The 13,969-nt window shown below is 69.3% G+C and carries 14 protein-coding genes; 7 read left to right on the forward strand and 7 right to left on the reverse strand.

The features are described from left to right. Positions 1-555 carry an EF-hand domain-containing protein gene (locus tag ACIQF0_RS06765; protein ID WP_401025335.1) on the reverse strand — a complete coding sequence of 185 codons (555 nt, stop codon included), beginning with the start codon at positions 553-555 and terminating at the stop codon, positions 1-3. 74 nt (positions 556-629) lie between these two features. Next, entirely contained in the window at positions 630-2,690 is a 2,061-nt protein-coding gene (locus ACIQF0_RS06770; RefSeq protein ID WP_401025338.1) for a hypothetical protein, read from the reverse strand. A 263-nt stretch (positions 2,691-2,953) separates the two neighbouring features. Here ACIQF0_RS06770 and ACIQF0_RS06775 point away from each other — a divergent pair, with 263 nt between their 5' ends. Together ACIQF0_RS06775 and ACIQF0_RS06780 are read left to right on the forward strand one after the other, a co-directional pair. After that, positions 2,954-3,733: a hypothetical protein gene (locus tag ACIQF0_RS06775; protein ID WP_401025341.1), complete on the forward strand. Its 780-nt coding sequence runs from the start codon at positions 2,954-2,956 to the stop codon at positions 3,731-3,733. 47 nt (positions 3,734-3,780) lie between these two features. Continuing rightward, entirely contained in the window at positions 3,781-4,323 is a 543-nt protein-coding gene (locus ACIQF0_RS06780; protein WP_401025344.1) for a hypothetical protein, read from the forward strand. 48 nt (positions 4,324-4,371) lie between these two features. On the opposite strand, the gene ACIQF0_RS06785 is transcribed toward ACIQF0_RS06780, so the two are convergent. After that, entirely contained in the window at positions 4,372-4,566 is a 195-nt protein-coding gene (locus tag ACIQF0_RS06785; RefSeq protein WP_093588499.1) for a PspC domain-containing protein, read from the reverse strand. 135 nt (positions 4,567-4,701) lie between these two features. On the opposite strand from ACIQF0_RS06785, the gene ACIQF0_RS06790 reads away from it, so the two are divergent. Further along, entirely contained in the window at positions 4,702-5,958 is a 1,257-nt protein-coding gene (locus ACIQF0_RS06790) for a hypothetical protein (protein WP_401025346.1), read from the forward strand. Here ACIQF0_RS06790 and ACIQF0_RS06795 read toward each other — a convergent pair. Next, complete coding sequence (locus ACIQF0_RS06795; protein ID WP_360029385.1) at positions 5,862-6,467, reverse strand: TetR/AcrR family transcriptional regulator; 606 nt, start codon at positions 6,465-6,467, stop codon at positions 5,862-5,864. The two genes, ACIQF0_RS06790 and ACIQF0_RS06795, sit on opposite strands and share 97 nt — an antisense overlap. Before the next feature lie 27 nt (positions 6,468-6,494). After that, entirely contained in the window at positions 6,495-7,871 is a 1,377-nt protein-coding gene (locus ACIQF0_RS06800; protein WP_401025349.1) for a class I adenylate-forming enzyme family protein, read from the reverse strand. Positions 7,872-7,907: 36 nt separating this feature from the next. Between ACIQF0_RS06800 and lnt the strand changes: the two genes are divergently transcribed. The 4 genes from lnt to ACIQF0_RS06820 are packed head-to-tail and all read left to right on the forward strand — an operon-like array spanning position 7,908 to position 11,038. Continuing rightward, positions 7,908-9,455: an apolipoprotein N-acyltransferase gene (gene lnt / locus ACIQF0_RS06805; protein ID WP_401025352.1), complete on the forward strand. Its 1,548-nt coding sequence runs from the start codon at positions 7,908-7,910 to the stop codon at positions 9,453-9,455. Then, positions 9,439-10,203 carry a polyprenol monophosphomannose synthase gene (locus ACIQF0_RS06810; RefSeq protein ID WP_401025355.1) on the forward strand — a complete coding sequence of 255 codons (765 nt, stop codon included), beginning with the start codon at positions 9,439-9,441 and terminating at the stop codon, positions 10,201-10,203. Before lnt ends, ACIQF0_RS06810 begins: the two co-directional genes overlap by 17 nt. A gap of 56 nt (positions 10,204-10,259) precedes the next feature. Next, complete coding sequence (locus ACIQF0_RS06815) at positions 10,260-10,547, forward strand: hypothetical protein (protein WP_401025358.1); 288 nt, start codon at positions 10,260-10,262, stop codon at positions 10,545-10,547. A 17-nt stretch (positions 10,548-10,564) separates the two neighbouring features. Beyond that, the gene (locus tag ACIQF0_RS06820; protein ID WP_401025360.1) at positions 10,565-11,038 is read left to right on the forward strand and encodes a TspO/MBR family protein; all 474 of its coding nucleotides are present in this window, start codon (positions 10,565-10,567) and stop codon (positions 11,036-11,038) included. Here ACIQF0_RS06820 and ACIQF0_RS06825 read toward each other — a convergent pair. Beyond that, entirely contained in the window at positions 11,031-11,306 is a 276-nt protein-coding gene (locus ACIQF0_RS06825; protein ID WP_360029391.1) for a hypothetical protein, read from the reverse strand. The two genes, ACIQF0_RS06820 and ACIQF0_RS06825, sit on opposite strands and share 8 nt — an antisense overlap. Before the next feature lie 48 nt (positions 11,307-11,354). Then, a complete protein-coding gene (locus ACIQF0_RS06830; protein ID WP_401025363.1) occupies positions 11,355-13,919 on the reverse strand; it encodes an ATP-binding protein in 2,565 nt (854 codons plus the stop codon). Positions 13,920-13,969: the final 50 nt, after the last annotated feature.

Genomic DNA, 13,969 nt, shown 5'->3' on the forward strand with positions numbered 1-13,969 from the left:
TCAGTCCAACGACCCGAGCAGCCAGTTGCCGGCCTCGGCGGGATCCTCGGAGAAGTAGAACTCCCGGATCGCCTCCAGCAAGGCCTGAGTGGACATCAGTCCGTCCTCGTCGGACAGCAGGTCGTGAATTCCACGCGCGTTGGCCTCCGAGAGGTTCATCAACGCGCCGGTCCACGTCACGTGCTCTTCGAGAGTGAGTTTGCCGTCGTCGTCCTCGTCCGCGATCGCCATCAGCGCGTCGAGGAACGGCACATAACCCTCGTCGAACGACTCCGGCGTCTCCAGCAGCCCGTTCGCGAACGCCTTCTTGTACTCCTCCACGCTGATCCGCCCGTCGCGGTCCTGGTCGGTGACCGCCGAGAGCTGCTCCCACAACCCGATCAGCATGTCGTGGAACCGCACGGCTTTCGGGTCGTCGTGAGCCAGGCCGAATGCCTTGGTGGTGCGCTCGCCCGCCTGTGTGAAGTCCTCCCGCTCGATGAACCCGTCGCCGTCGGAGTCGTACGTCCGGAACCGGCGGGCCAGCTTGCGGTCTAGGAAGGCGGTGATCTCCATAAGGCCCTTCTACCGCATTGCGCTCCGAAGTAAAACGCCTCTGTTAGTGCCGTGAATGCGAATTCTCCCAGTTTTCAACGGCGGCCCAACCCGGAGAACGCACTCGCGACGACCACCATGCCGATCATCCCGATTACCGCGGCGATGCCACCGACCGCCGGTTTCGACACCTGTTCGACGTGCGCGACCGGGCGCGGAGGTGCTGGTTCGTCAGGTGCAGGCACGCGCGGCTCCGGAGCGGGCGGCAAAGGGGCGCTCAGCGACTCGATCCGCACGACCGCGCTTTCGCTGACGGCCCCAGCGGCACCCGCGCCGGACACGGTCAACCGCGAGTTGATCGGGGCCGTGGCCAGACAGGTGTAGGTGACGCGTTCGCGCGGTTGCAGGACTGGGAACTCCCGCCGGCACGCGGCGGGCTCACCCTCGACGCGGACGTCGGCGATCGGCAGGTCCGACGGGTTGCCGACCGTGACGGTGACCGTGACGTCCTCGCCTTCCAGCGCGCGGTCCTTCGACCACGCCGCGCTGATCGTCAGCCGCGGGTAGATGACCTTGACCTGCACGGACGCCGTCGCCTCGACCTTGCCGCCGATCTTGTCGGCCGCCGTGACGGTGGAGGTCAGCTCGCCGCTCTCGTCGCCGGCGGGGGCCGTGCAGTCCACCGTGGACGTCGCGCCGGGGTCGAGCTGCCCCTGCATGGGGTCACACCCCTGAGCCGAGCGGGCGGCGAGGCCGAACAGCGGGGTGTCGCCGGTGTTCGTGACCGTCGTCGTGAACTTGACGGCCTGACCGGGGAGCGCGGTCATCGGTTCTTGCGCGGTGGTCGCTTTCAGCGCCGGGTGCAGCACGTCGACGGTCGACGCCTTCTGCGTCGCGAGTGGATCGCCCGCGAGGCTGGTGCCGCTCACCGCGACGGTCGCGGGGTAGTCGTCGTCGGCCGCCGTGGACGAACAGGTTCGCGTTTCGGTGGCGCGTGAGGCGATCGTGCCGATCTGCTGGCCGCACACGGTCACGTCGGCGGCGGGCGCGTCACCGACGTTGGTGATCGTCGCGGTCTGGGTGACGGTGTCCTCGGGGTGCGCGACGGGTGTCTCCGGGGCGACTGCGAGCGTGAGTTCCGGCAGTGGGAACGACCACGCGACGCTCTGGACGAGGAACGCGTCGTCCGCTCGCTTGAAGCTGAGTTCGGCGCTCTTGGTGCCGGGTTTGAGGGCGTTCTCGCCGATGGTCACCGTGCGCGCGTCGACGCTCATGTTGTTGGGATGCGCGGCACCTTGTGCGGACGACACGAACGCGTTGAACCCGCCGATCGACGCGCCGTTGACCAGCATCTGGTCGCCGTCCGTGGCCCAGTCGCCCTCGTACGCGGTGATGCCCATGCGGATGACCCCGCCCGCGGGATGCGTCGGTGCGATCGGCGTGCTCAGCACGGGCTTCTTGGTGGGGAGGCGGACGTGCCCGCCGTGCACCGCCACGTGCCGCTTGGCGGGTGCCGTAGCGGTGGCGTTCGGGAACTTCCACACGACCGTCAGCGACCAGCCGCCGAAGCAGTCGAACCCTTGCGGCGCCCAGACGTTGCCGACCGTCACGGTGCCGCTCGTCAGCGCGCGGGTGACGTCGGCTTCGGCGCTGTAGAAGGCGTTGTCGGTGTGGGAGAGGTCGTCCGGCGCGTCGATGACGAACTTGTCGGGGGCGATCTTGGCGCCGTTGAAGGTCACCGGGTCGCCGGGTGTTCCCGGTGGGTCGAGTGCGTCGCGGCAGCTCGCGCTGCCCGCCCAGCCGAGCTTGGCGTAGGCGACGGTCGCGCCGGCCGGGAGGCTGAGCTCGGCGCTGGAGGAGTTGACGGTCGCCGGGTCGGCGTCGACGTCGGTCCACGACATTCGATGCGCGTTGTTGAGCGCGGAAGGCCCCTGCCCCTTGCGGTTCAGGGCGTCCACACAGGACTGCGGCGGATACTTCGGACGGGGTCCGGCCTGCTCGGGCGTCGGGCAGGTGAGGACGGAGTTGCCGATCACCGTGACGTCTCCGTACACCGCCTCGTCGAACTGGGTGCGCCACACCTCGGCCGCGGCGACCGGCCCCGGCGTGAGCAGTGGGATCAGCAGCACGACGGCGATGAGGATCGGTACACGCATGCCACGCCTTCCGGTCGGGTCGGGGCACAGGTTGGCACGCTTCCCGGTGGTTGTCACCGCCCGTTGATCACGCCGTCCTCACTCTCCGTCAGGGGTTGCTCGGTTCGGTTCTCCTGTTCGTGTCAACGGGTTGTGGCCGAGTGCTCCGATGTGGACCTGCTGTGTGCTTGATCAACGCCTGGTTGCTCTTGACGGGCGCACAACAGTGCCGGGAAGCGTGGTGTTGGTGGTCAAACGGTGTCCGCTGTGGGGAGATGGACCCCATGTGGACCGCGCTAGTCATCGTTCTCGCGTCGGTGGTCGTGACCGCCATCGCCTGCATCCTGTTCGGGCGCTCCCGTGCCCACGAGCAGGCCGACGACCGGGACGCGGACTCGCGAGGCTTCCTGGGCGCGGTGATCAGCGGCCTGTTCATCGTCGCGCTGGCGTTCTACGTGGTGATCGTCTGGGAGGAGAGCGGCGCGGCCGAGGACAACGCCTCCCGCGAGGCGGCCGCCGTCGCCGACGTCTACTGGCAGACCGCCGTCCTGCCGCAACCGCAACGCGACCACATCCGCTCCCTGCTCACCGAGTACCCGAAACTGGTGGCGGACAAGGAATGGCCGAAGCTGGCCGCCGGCGAGTCCGACGACACGACGACCGAGACGCTCCACTCGCTGCACTCCGAGATCCTGTCGCTGCCCGCCTCGCCCGACCAGGTGAAGAGCGCGCGGGAGCGGTCGCTGGAACGGCTGAGGGAGATCACCGACCTGCGGCGGGATCGGATCGACTCGGCCGGCGGGCTGGACAACACCGGCATGTTGATGTTGATCGGCACGATCGCCGGGGCCGTGGGGATGATCGTGTTCCCGTTGTTGATCGGGTTCACGGCACGGAGGCGGCACGTGCTGCAGATGAGCCTGACGGCGGCGGTGCTGGCGTTCGTGTGCGTCTTGTGCGTGGGGATGACGCAGCCGTTCAGCGGGGTGTTGCGGGTGGAGCCCGAGTCGTTCACGGGCCTGTCGGAGGAGCTGGCCGGGATACCGGTGGAGGAGAACCGCTGAGGTCCCTGCGATGATCCCCCTGGTAGACGCACTTGGGGGAGAAGCAGATGTGGGGACGTAGAACCGCGGCGCAGCGGTCGGCCGAGTCGGCCGGACTGACCTGGAAGCACCTCGACGACCAGAGCGACCTGGCCGTCGCGAAGCTGACCGCGTGCGTGGCGGCGGATCGGGCGTCGGCTGACGACGTGCTGCCGACGGTCGCGCGCGTTGCGGAGAAGCTGGCGGCCGACGAGGCCAACCACGAGCTCATCGTGACGCTGGTCGAGGTCCTGCAGCACCTCGGCTCGCACGGTCTGGAGCAGTTCCACGCGGCGGACGAGATTCGGGTGGTGCTCGGTTCGCGGTGCCTCGTCGTGTGGGAGGCGGTGAACGAGTTCTGGGCGGCGGTGGCCGAGTGGTGCCGGGAGAACGGCGAGCTGCGGTCCAATGAGGACGTTCTGTCCGTGGAGAACGCGAAGTTGCGCGCGATCCTGTGGACCTCGAACAGGAGCCTCGGTGACGGCACCCGCGTGGGCACCAGCGATGCGCTTCGGTACGAGAAGTCGGGTGGCACGCCGATTCCCGGCTACCGCGAGCTGATCGCCCCCTGAACGGGACAGCCGCCCACCGAACCGGTGGGCGGCGCTCCCTGCGGTCGATCAGTAACCGCGGTCGGGCATGATCACCCAAAGCACGATGTAGACGACGAACTGCGGTCCGGGCAGAAGGCAGGACAGCAGGAACAGAAGGCGTACGGTGCCCGCCTTCATTCCCCAGCGCTGGGCGAGCCCCGCGCAGACACCCGCGATCATCCGGTTGGTCCTGGGCCTGCTCAAAGCAACTGTCGTGGTCATATACCCAGAATGCCCACTTTTGCTCAACTGTTGCATCGGGGATGAACCCTGATTTCACCCGGATGAGCTACATCACGTAACTCCAGGGCTGTGACCTGCGACAGCACGGTTGTCCCGAACGTTGGGGAGGCCGAGATGAGCGTTGACTTCCTGATCGACACGGTGTTCATCGCGGTCTACGCGCCGCTGTTGTGGCACGCCTGGCAGTGGTTGCGCGCAAAAGAGCGAAATGGGCCGCCGTCGCCGTTGCGCAGCCTGACGCTGGTCGAGAGTCCGTATCCGCGGGCGGTGCCGATCACGGTTCTGGCCGTGGGGCATCTCGCGGGCAATCCTGCCGGGTTGATCGCGCTCGGGTTTCTCGTGACGGTGGCCGTCGAGTCGGCGTGGCGGAACCGGGATCGCTGGGTTCGGCAGCACGTGTGGGCGTTGGGGCGCCTCAGGGTTCAGGCGACGGTGGTGGTGATCGCGTCGGGGCTGATGGTGTTCGGCGACGCGCGGTCGCTCACCCGGCCCGGGGTCGGGCTGGCGATGTTCGTCGCGGCGGTCGCCATGGGCGCGAGCGTGTGGTTCGTGATGCGGCGGCTCGTGTTGACGTCGTGGGCGCAGAAGACGTGGCGCAGTGCGCGGCCTGAGCTCGGGGCGTTGATCAGGCTTGGGCTGTGCGTCCTCGTGGCGGGCATCGGGTGGATCTACGGGCCGCGGCAGCTGACCGGGTACGCGATCGTGCTCGGGCTGGTCGTGTTGCTCGGGTTGGTGTGGGTGGTCTGGGAACTGGACGACGCCGACGCCGCGAAGAGCAAGCTCGGGGACGCCGACCAGATCCGGGCCAGGGTGGCGATGAGGCCGACCACGGAACAACGGCCCGCGGTCATGCGGGTGGCACGGGGGCTGGCCGTAACCCCGTTGGCAGCCCTGGGAATTGCCTACGTGCCGATGGCGTACGACGGGCAGAACGCGCTGACGGCGATGCGGGTGCTGGTGTTGTGCACGGTGGCGGTGTTGTTCGGTGACTGGTTGATGGCACGTGGCGGTAAGGGGCCGTCGCATTCGCCGCACCACTGGTGGTTCACGGCCGCGGTTGTGGTGATCTCGACCGCCGGCTTGGTCACCGTGGGCGTGATCGGGCGTGCGCTTCCGCTGGCCGTGGTGTTCCTGATGTTCGCCGGGTTGTTGCTCAGCGAGGCGCAGCGGTTCGCGGAGACCGTGCCGGTGCCGAAAGGGTTGCTGTTCCTCGGTTTTACGCGCACGCCGGTAGCGCTGTTGCTCGTGCTGTGCGTGCTGACGAGCGGGCTGAGCTATCCGACGGACGCGGTCGAGAGCTGGTCCACGAACCTCAGGCACGTGGTGCGCATGGCGTCGACCGTCATGGCCCTCGAACCCGCGAGCACCTGAAGTGCGAGGCCGTCGAGCATGCTGACCATCATGTTCGCGAGTTCGAGCGGGTCGCCGGGCGAGTGGATGTCGCCGGAGGCCTGGCCGTCGCGGAAGATGCTCGCCACGATGTCGCGCCACTCGCCGTAGAAGCGCTCGTTGAGCTCCTGCAGTTCGGGGCTGCGGATCGCCTCGACCCAGAGCTCCGCCCAGACCTTCCACGCCTCGACGGTCTCGGCCCCCTCGGGGAGGTACGACTCGACCACCATGCGCAGGCGCGACAACGGGGGCTCGTCGGACTCGAGGATCCAGCGGCGCCGGCGGACCGAGAGCTCGAAGCAGTGTTCGAAGGCCGCGTCGGTGAGTTCCCGCTTGGTCTCGAAGTAGTAGTGGACCGTGCCACCGGACACGCCGGCGTCCTTGGCCACGTCGGACACCCTGAGGTGGCGGAAGCCCTCTGCCGCGATCACCTTGCAGGTGGACGCGAGGATCTGCGCCTTGCGTTCGGCTTCCACGCTTGGACGGGGCATCCGTCACCTCCTGATTTGTCCTGAACCTTACCGAAACTGGGAACGAAGCTTGCGCTTGTCGACCTTTCCCACCTTGGTCAAGGGAAGTCGAGGCACGATCGTGACCCCTCTGGGCTGGTAAAGCTCACCCAGTTCGGCAACGACCGAATCGCGAATTCTGTCGACATCGACATCCGGTCCTTCGGTGACCAGGAAAAGATGCACGACCTCGCCCAGCGCCTCGTCCGGCTGGGCGACCGCCGCCGCCTGCCGGATGCCGGGAAGCGTGACGAGAAAGTCGTCAAGCAGGCGTGAGTAGACGTTGTCGGACGTTCTACCAGTGACGATGACGTCTTTGCTGCGGTCGTTGAGATAGAGGTAACCGTCGGAGTCGAAATAGCCCACGTCGCCGGTGTTGAACCACCCATCGGCCGTTTCGCTCAACGGGGGATCACCCCAATAGCCCTCCATCACGTGCGGACCGCGCACCCACACGTCACCGTCGCGGGTCTCGACCTCCGTCATGGGATTGGCCTTGCCGACCGTGCGCAACGTGTCCGGCCGCTCGAGGTTCACGGACGTCGCGGGCATCATCGTGATCGCCATGGCCTCGGTCATGCCGTAGCCCTGGTTGACGACCGGGCCCCACTTCTCGATCGCCTGGCGCAGCCGCCTCGGGGCGAGCGGGGACCCGCCCACGATGACGACGCCGAACTGCCGGCCGGGGCAGTCCGGGTGGTCGAGCACCTCGTACATCATCGGCGGCACGAACATCGTCGCGTTGATCTCCTCGTCGCGGGCGAGGCGCACGAACGTGTCCGCGTCGAACGTCGACGGGCCCAGCACCAGCTTCGACCCGGTCATGAGGGCGAGCCGCGCCGCGCCGGAACCGCTGCCGTGGGTGATGAGCGTGTTGCAGAGCAGGTTCATGGGCGGTGTCTGCGCGGACACCGCCCAGCGGTCGTCGGAGCGGTGGACCGCGAGCTTGGGCAGGCCGGTCGTGCCGCCGGTGTACATGACGGTGGTGAAGTCGGGCGCCGGAACGCGTTCGACGGGGTCACCCGGGAGGTCGGCGAGGTGCCAGCCGTCGAGGCGGGTGCTGAAGGCGGGGTCGACCACCACCCCGGACACGTCCGCTCTCTCGATCAACGCCCTGAGTTCGCTCGGGCCGGGCTCCGGCGGCACGTAGACGAGCTGGCCGCCGAGCAGGTGGACGGCCACGGCCAGCAGGACCGCCTCCGGCGTGTTGCCGACGTACGCGGCCACGCCGTCACCGGGACGGATGCCGCGCTGGACAAGGCCGTCGGCGAGACGGAACAGCAGGTCACGGGCTTGTGCGCGGGTGAGTCTGGTGTCGCCGCCGATCACGGACTCACGTTCGTCGTCTGTGGACAGTCGCTCCAACACAAGATCGACGTAGCTCATACGTCCTGTGTACTCCTGGCCTCGTACTCTGATCGGGTGGTCGCACCCCCCATCGCGCCGGAATCGCCGGAATTGCCCGCGCGCAGGCGAAAAGTGAGCACTCCGGTGCTGTTGCGCACGGCCCTCGCCGTCGCCGGCGGCGTGCTGGTCTACCTGAGCTTTCCGCCGCGCCCGCTGTGGTTCCTGGCGCCGGTCGGGTTCGCGTTGCTCGCGTATGTGATCTACAACAGGCGTGCGCGCGCTGGATTCGGGTACGGGCTGTTGTTCGGGCTCGGGTTCATGGTGCCGTTGCTGCGGTGGACCGGTGAGTTCGTCGGGCTGATCGCGTGGCTGCCGCTGGCGCTCGCGTGCGCGCTGATGATCTCGATCGGCACGGCCGCGATGGCGTTCGCGTCGCGCGTGCCGGGGTGGCCGCTGTGGGCGGCGTGCCTGTGGGTGGCGGACGAGGCGCTGCGCGGCGTGTTCCCGTTCGGCGGCTTCACCTGGGGAAAGATCGCCTTCGGGCAGCCGGAGGGCTGGTTCCTGCCGCTCGCGTCGCTCGGCGGGGCCCCGCTGGTGACGTTCGCGGTGGTGCTGACCGGGTTCGGGCTGTTCTGGCTCGTCCAGAACTGGAAGCTCGGTCTGCCGCTGGTCGTGGTGCCGCTGGCGGTGGGCCTGGTGGTACCGGTGGGGATGGACGCGTCCGCCGGGACCGTCACGGTCGCCGCGATCCAGGGCAACGTGCCGCGCGCCGGGCTCGACTTCAACTCGCAGCGCCGGGCCGTGCTCGACAACCACGTGAAGCGCACGCTGGAACTCGCCGCCGACGTGGCCGCGGGCAAGGTCGAGCAGCCCGACGTGGTGATCTGGCCGGAGAACTCCTCCGACATCGACCCCTTCCGCAACACCGACGCCGCCGCGCTCATCGACAGGGCGGCGAAGACGATCAAGGCGCCGATCGCGGTGGGCGCCGTGGTGGTCGACAAGACCGACGGGCTGCCGCGCAACCAGGTGGTGCTGTGGGACCCCGGCAAGGGGGCCACGGACACCTACACCAAGCGCAAGCTGCAGCCGTTCGGCGAGACGATGCCCATGCGGTCGTTCTTCCGGCTGTTCGCGTCCGAGGTCGATCGGGCGGGTGTGTTCCAGCCCGGCACGGACCCGGAAGGTTTCGTCATGGGGCCCGCGAAGGTCGCGATTGACACATGTTACGAAGTGGCGTTCGACTCAGTGGTCCGCGACTCCGTTACGGCCGGCGCGACGATCATCGCGATCCCGACGAACAACGCCACGTTCGGCTACACGGAGATGACCTACCAGCAGCTTTCCATGTCCAGACTGCGTGCTGTGGAGCACGGCAGGGCGGTGGTCGTGGCGGCCACCTCGGGGGTCAGCGCCATCGTCGAACCTGACGGTTCCGTCACTCAGAAGACTGGGCTTTTCGAGCCGGGTGCCCTGGTCGCGACACTGCCGCTGCGGTCACAGACTACGCTGGCGACTTGGCTAGGAGCCTGGCCCGAGTGGGTGATTGCCGCTGCGGGCCTTGTGGCGTTGGCGCTGGGCTTCACCCGACGACGGAAGGACTCGAATGGCGCGGCAGCCTGACCAGGAACTCGGGCAGGTGCTGGTGGTGATCCCGACGTACAACGAGCGGGACAACATCGGAAAGATCGTCAAGCGACTGCACACGGCACTGCCCGACGTGCACGTGCTGGTGGTCGACGACGGCAGCCCCGATGGCACCGGCCAGCTCGCCGACGAGATGGCGGCCGCTGACGAGCGGGTCCAGGTGATGCACCGCACCGAGAAGGCCGGACTGGGCGCCGCGTACGTCGCGGGCTTCCAGTGGGCGTTGGAGCGGGACTACGGCGTCATCTGCGAGATGGACGCCGACGGCTCGCACGCCCCGGAGCAGCTGCACCGGCTGCTCGACGCGCTGCCGCAGGCCGACCTGGTCATCGGCTCGCGCTGGGTGCCGGGCGGTGAGGTCGTGAACTGGCCGGCGCAGCGCAAGTTCCTGTCGCTGGGCGGCTCGCTGTACTCGCGGCTCGCGCTGGGCGCGAACGTCCGCGACATGACGGGCGGCTTCCGGGCGTTCCGCGCGGACACCCTGCGCAAGCTGAACCTCGCCTCGGTCGCGTCGGCCGGCTACTGCTTCCAGATCGACCTGCTCTGGCGGACGATCGAGCTGGGCTTCCGGGTCCGCGAGGTGCCGATCACGTTCCTCGAGCGCGAGTTCGGCGAGTCGAAGATGAGCGGCAACATCGTGCGCGAGGCGCTGATCCGCGTGACGAAGTGGGGTCTGCGCCGGCGCGGGAACCAGGTCAAGGCGCTTTTCAGCGGCAAGAAGTAGGTCCTTGCTGAGTCCGGCGGTTGCGAGTGCGACCGCCGGACCCCAGGGTGGACCGCATGGGCCTCGCCGACCGGATGATCCGCCTGCTCTGGGCGGTCGGCGGTGAGGACGTGGCGGAACGGCTGCTGGCGGCGCACTGGCGACAGCTGCCGAGCGACGACCCGCTGGGCCGGGCGTTGCGGTCGCGGCTGGTGAAGGCGTTGCGGGCCGAGCTGCCCGGACATGACGCGCAGATCCGCGAGGCCGTGCTGGTCGACGAGCTCACGCTGCTCAACGCCGCCGAACGGGTGCGGCCGAGCCGGGCGGCGGTGCTGAAGATCGTCCGTGCTTTGGCCGACTCCTGAGCGGGTACCTCCCTGGAATGACGCTGGTATCGCAACGGCATCCGGTTCGCGCGCTCGGGCTCTTCGCGGGGGCCGTGCTGGTGACCGCCGTGGTCGGGTCGCTGTTCTCCGTCTCGGCCGGATCGACGTACATGGCACTGGAGCAGCCTTCCTGGGCGCCGCCCGCGTGGCTGTTCGGTCCGGTGTGGACGCTGCTGTACGTGATGATCGCGGCCGCGGGCTGGCTGGCCTGGCGTGCCGGAGCGACTCGGAACGAGCTGACGTTGTTCGGCGTGCAGCTGGTGCTGAACGCGGCCTGGACGCCGTTGTTCTTCGGACTCGGCTGGTTCTGGGTGGCGTTCGCCGAGATCCTCGTGCTGTGGCTGGCGATCGCCGCGGTGATCGTGGCGTTCTGGCGGCGCAGCAGGGCCGCCGGCGCGCTCCTCGTGCCCTATCTGGCCTGGGTGAGCTTCGCGACGGCCCTGAACGTGTCGATCGCCGTGCTCAACTGACGGGCACGAACTCGCGCAGCACCTCCATACCCGTCATCGCGGGCGCGCCGGACGGTTCCGGGCCGAGCACACGGGCCAGGATCGGGCCGAGCACCTCGCGGAAGAAGCGGTCGGCGTGCTCCTTCGACTCCCACACGGCGATGACGCGGAACTCGCCGTCGGCCCGGCAGGCGTAGCGGGCGCGCAGGCCGTCGGGCGTGGCCGCGCCCATCACCTGGTCGAGCTGGTCGAGGGACTGGATCGGCGGGGTCGCGATGGTGAGCCACATGGGGTCCTCCTCGGTCGGTGTGCTCCCAAGGTAGGAAGTTCGCGCTGGTCAGCCATCCGCCGGAGTACTCGGTGCGGTACTCATCCACGCCGCGATCTGGCTGCGCGTGCTGAAGCCGAGCTTGGTGAGGATGTGCTGGACGTGGTTCTGCGCGGTCCGCTCGGAGATCACCAGCCGGCGCGCGATCTGCCGGTTCGTCATGCCCTCGGTGACCAGCGACGCGACCTCGTGCTCGCGGCCGCTCAGTTCGGTCGTGGTGAACGCCGTCATGCCCAGCGTGCGGATCGCGCGGTCTGCGGCGCGGTGCACGGCGTCGGCGTCACGGCCCGCCGTGCGCAACGCCGCCGCGAGGTGCCAGCGGGCCTCGGCGGCGAACGCGGGCGCACCGGCGCGGGAGGCCTCGTCCACGGCCGAGGTGAGGTCGGCGATGGCCTGCTCGTGGTCGCCGAGGGCCAGGTGGCCGCGGCCCAGGGCGAGGGTGACCGGGCCCATGTACGCGACGCCGTTGCCGGCCGCGTGCTCCCCGCGGAACTCCGCGAGGCGGGGCAGGATCAGCCGCAGGTCCTCGGTCAGGCCGAGGCCTGACGTCACCAGGACGGCGTCGACCAGACCGGGCAGCACGAAGAACGCGGGCAGGTCCCACTCGGCGATCGGGCCGGAACGGCGGTAGAAGTCCAGGGCCTCGTCGCGGAAACCCGCGCGCAGCAACAGGAACGCCCGCGTGAGCTTCGACATCAGCCGGAACCGCGGTGGCGGGTCGTGGAAGTGACGGGCCAGCGCGAGGCCGTCCTCGGTGACGCCGAGATGACAGGAAAGCCCGCACTGCAAAGCGAAGTAGGCGCCCGACGCCGGTTCGCGCTCGATCACCCGCATGCGGTCGTAGGCCCTGCGACCGACTTCCTGGGCCTCCGCGAAACGTCCCTGCGCCTGGGCGAGACATGCCGTCACGACGTCCAGGTGCCACAACGGGACCTGGCCACCGACCCGTTCGCAGGCCAGCTTCAGCGCCGGGAGTTCTTCTTGTGCGGCAGCGAATTCGCCGCTCTCGATCAACGCGTGGATGCGCCACAGCGAACCCCACATCGCGCCGCGCGGACTGTGCGTGCGGTGGGCGAGGTCGATCATCTCGGCGGCGAGGTCCAGGCGTTCGGCACGTCCGGACGGCCCGGGACACGCCTCCTGCCTGGCGTGCAACGCCTCGGCGAGCGCGCGATCGTCGCCGCGGGCCAGCCTCAGCGCCTCCCGGCTGAGCTCGTCGAGGCGGTGCTGCTCGCCGCGGTAGAACGCGAGGTGGCTGCGCTGGGCCAGCAACCGAGCCCGGGTGGCCGGGCGGACGTCCTGGCGAAGGGCGTTGTCGCACAACGGGGTCGCGACGGCGTTGACGCCCGCGCCGGGTGCGGCTTCGAGGACCAGGGCGGCCTCCGCGATCTGCTCGGGCGTCCCGGCCAGTTCGGCGGCGCGCTGGGCGGCCTGGACGCACCCCGCGAGGTCCCCGGCGAAGTAGGCGGCTCTGCCCAGCGCCACCTGGATCTCGTGGCTGTCGCCCAGTTCGGCGGCGGCGCGGTAGAGGCGGACGCCCTCTTCGTAGGCGAGCCTGGTGACCGCGTCCTGCGCCGCGCGGATCGTCCACGTGCGGGCTTCTTCTGTTGCGCCACAAGCGCTCCAGTGCCGGGCCACGTCGGCGAAGTGCGTGCTGCTCGTCATCGCCTCGGCGATCCGGCGGTGCAGCGCGCGGCGTTCGGCCGGGGTGAACGCGGCCTCGACGGCGTCGCGGGTCAGCGCGTGCACGAACCGGTGCCCGGTCGCGTCGATCAACGTCGTGGCCTCGTCCAGCGCGCTGATCGGCAGGCCGGAGGCCCTGGCGGCCAGGTCGAGGTCGAAGTCGCGGCCGATCAGCGCGGCCGTCCTGATCAGCTCGCGGGCGTCGGGGGAGAGCCGGTCGAGGCGGGCGGTGACGATGTCGCGGACGCTGCGCGGCGGCTGGTCCGCACGCCACGTGCCGTCGCCCACCGCACGGGCGATCTCCGTGACGAACAACGGGTTCCCGCTGGTCAGTTCGGTGATCGTGGCCGCGTGCTCGGCCCCGACCAGCTCCGCGACCTCGTCGGGCGACAGCCCGTGCAGGTCGATCCGGTCGGCCGAGCGCATCAGGTCGGCGACCGCAGGGCACGGGTCGCGGAAGGTCGCGAACACCAGCACGTTCCGCAGTTGCGTGGCGAGATGGGAGAGCACGAGCAGCGACGCCTCGTCGGCCCAGTGGACGTCCTCGACGACGATCACCAGGCCGTCGCGGTCCAGCGCGGTCGCGATCGCGTCGAACACCCGGAACCGGTCCTGCGGCACCTCGGCGTCGTGCGCGAGCACGAGATCGGGATCCGTGCCGGTCGCCTTCAATACCTGCCGCCACGGCCAGAACGCCGGCGCCCCGGCGGTTTCGACGCAGTGCCCCCACACGACCTCCCGGCCGAGCGCGAGCGCGTGCCCGGCCAGCTCCTGGGCCAGCCGCGTCTTGCCGATCCCCGGCTCCCCGCCGCAGAGCACCAGCCGCCCGGTCTCCGCCGCCAGCCACGACCGCGCCGCGGCGAGCTCACGACCACGCCCCACAACCCTCACGCCTGGATATCGTCCACGCCAGGAACCTCGTTTCCGGCAAATGGCCGGAT

Source organism: Lentzea sp. NPDC092896 (assembly GCF_044754905.1).
GTDB lineage: Bacteria > Actinomycetota > Actinomycetes > Mycobacteriales > Pseudonocardiaceae > Lentzea.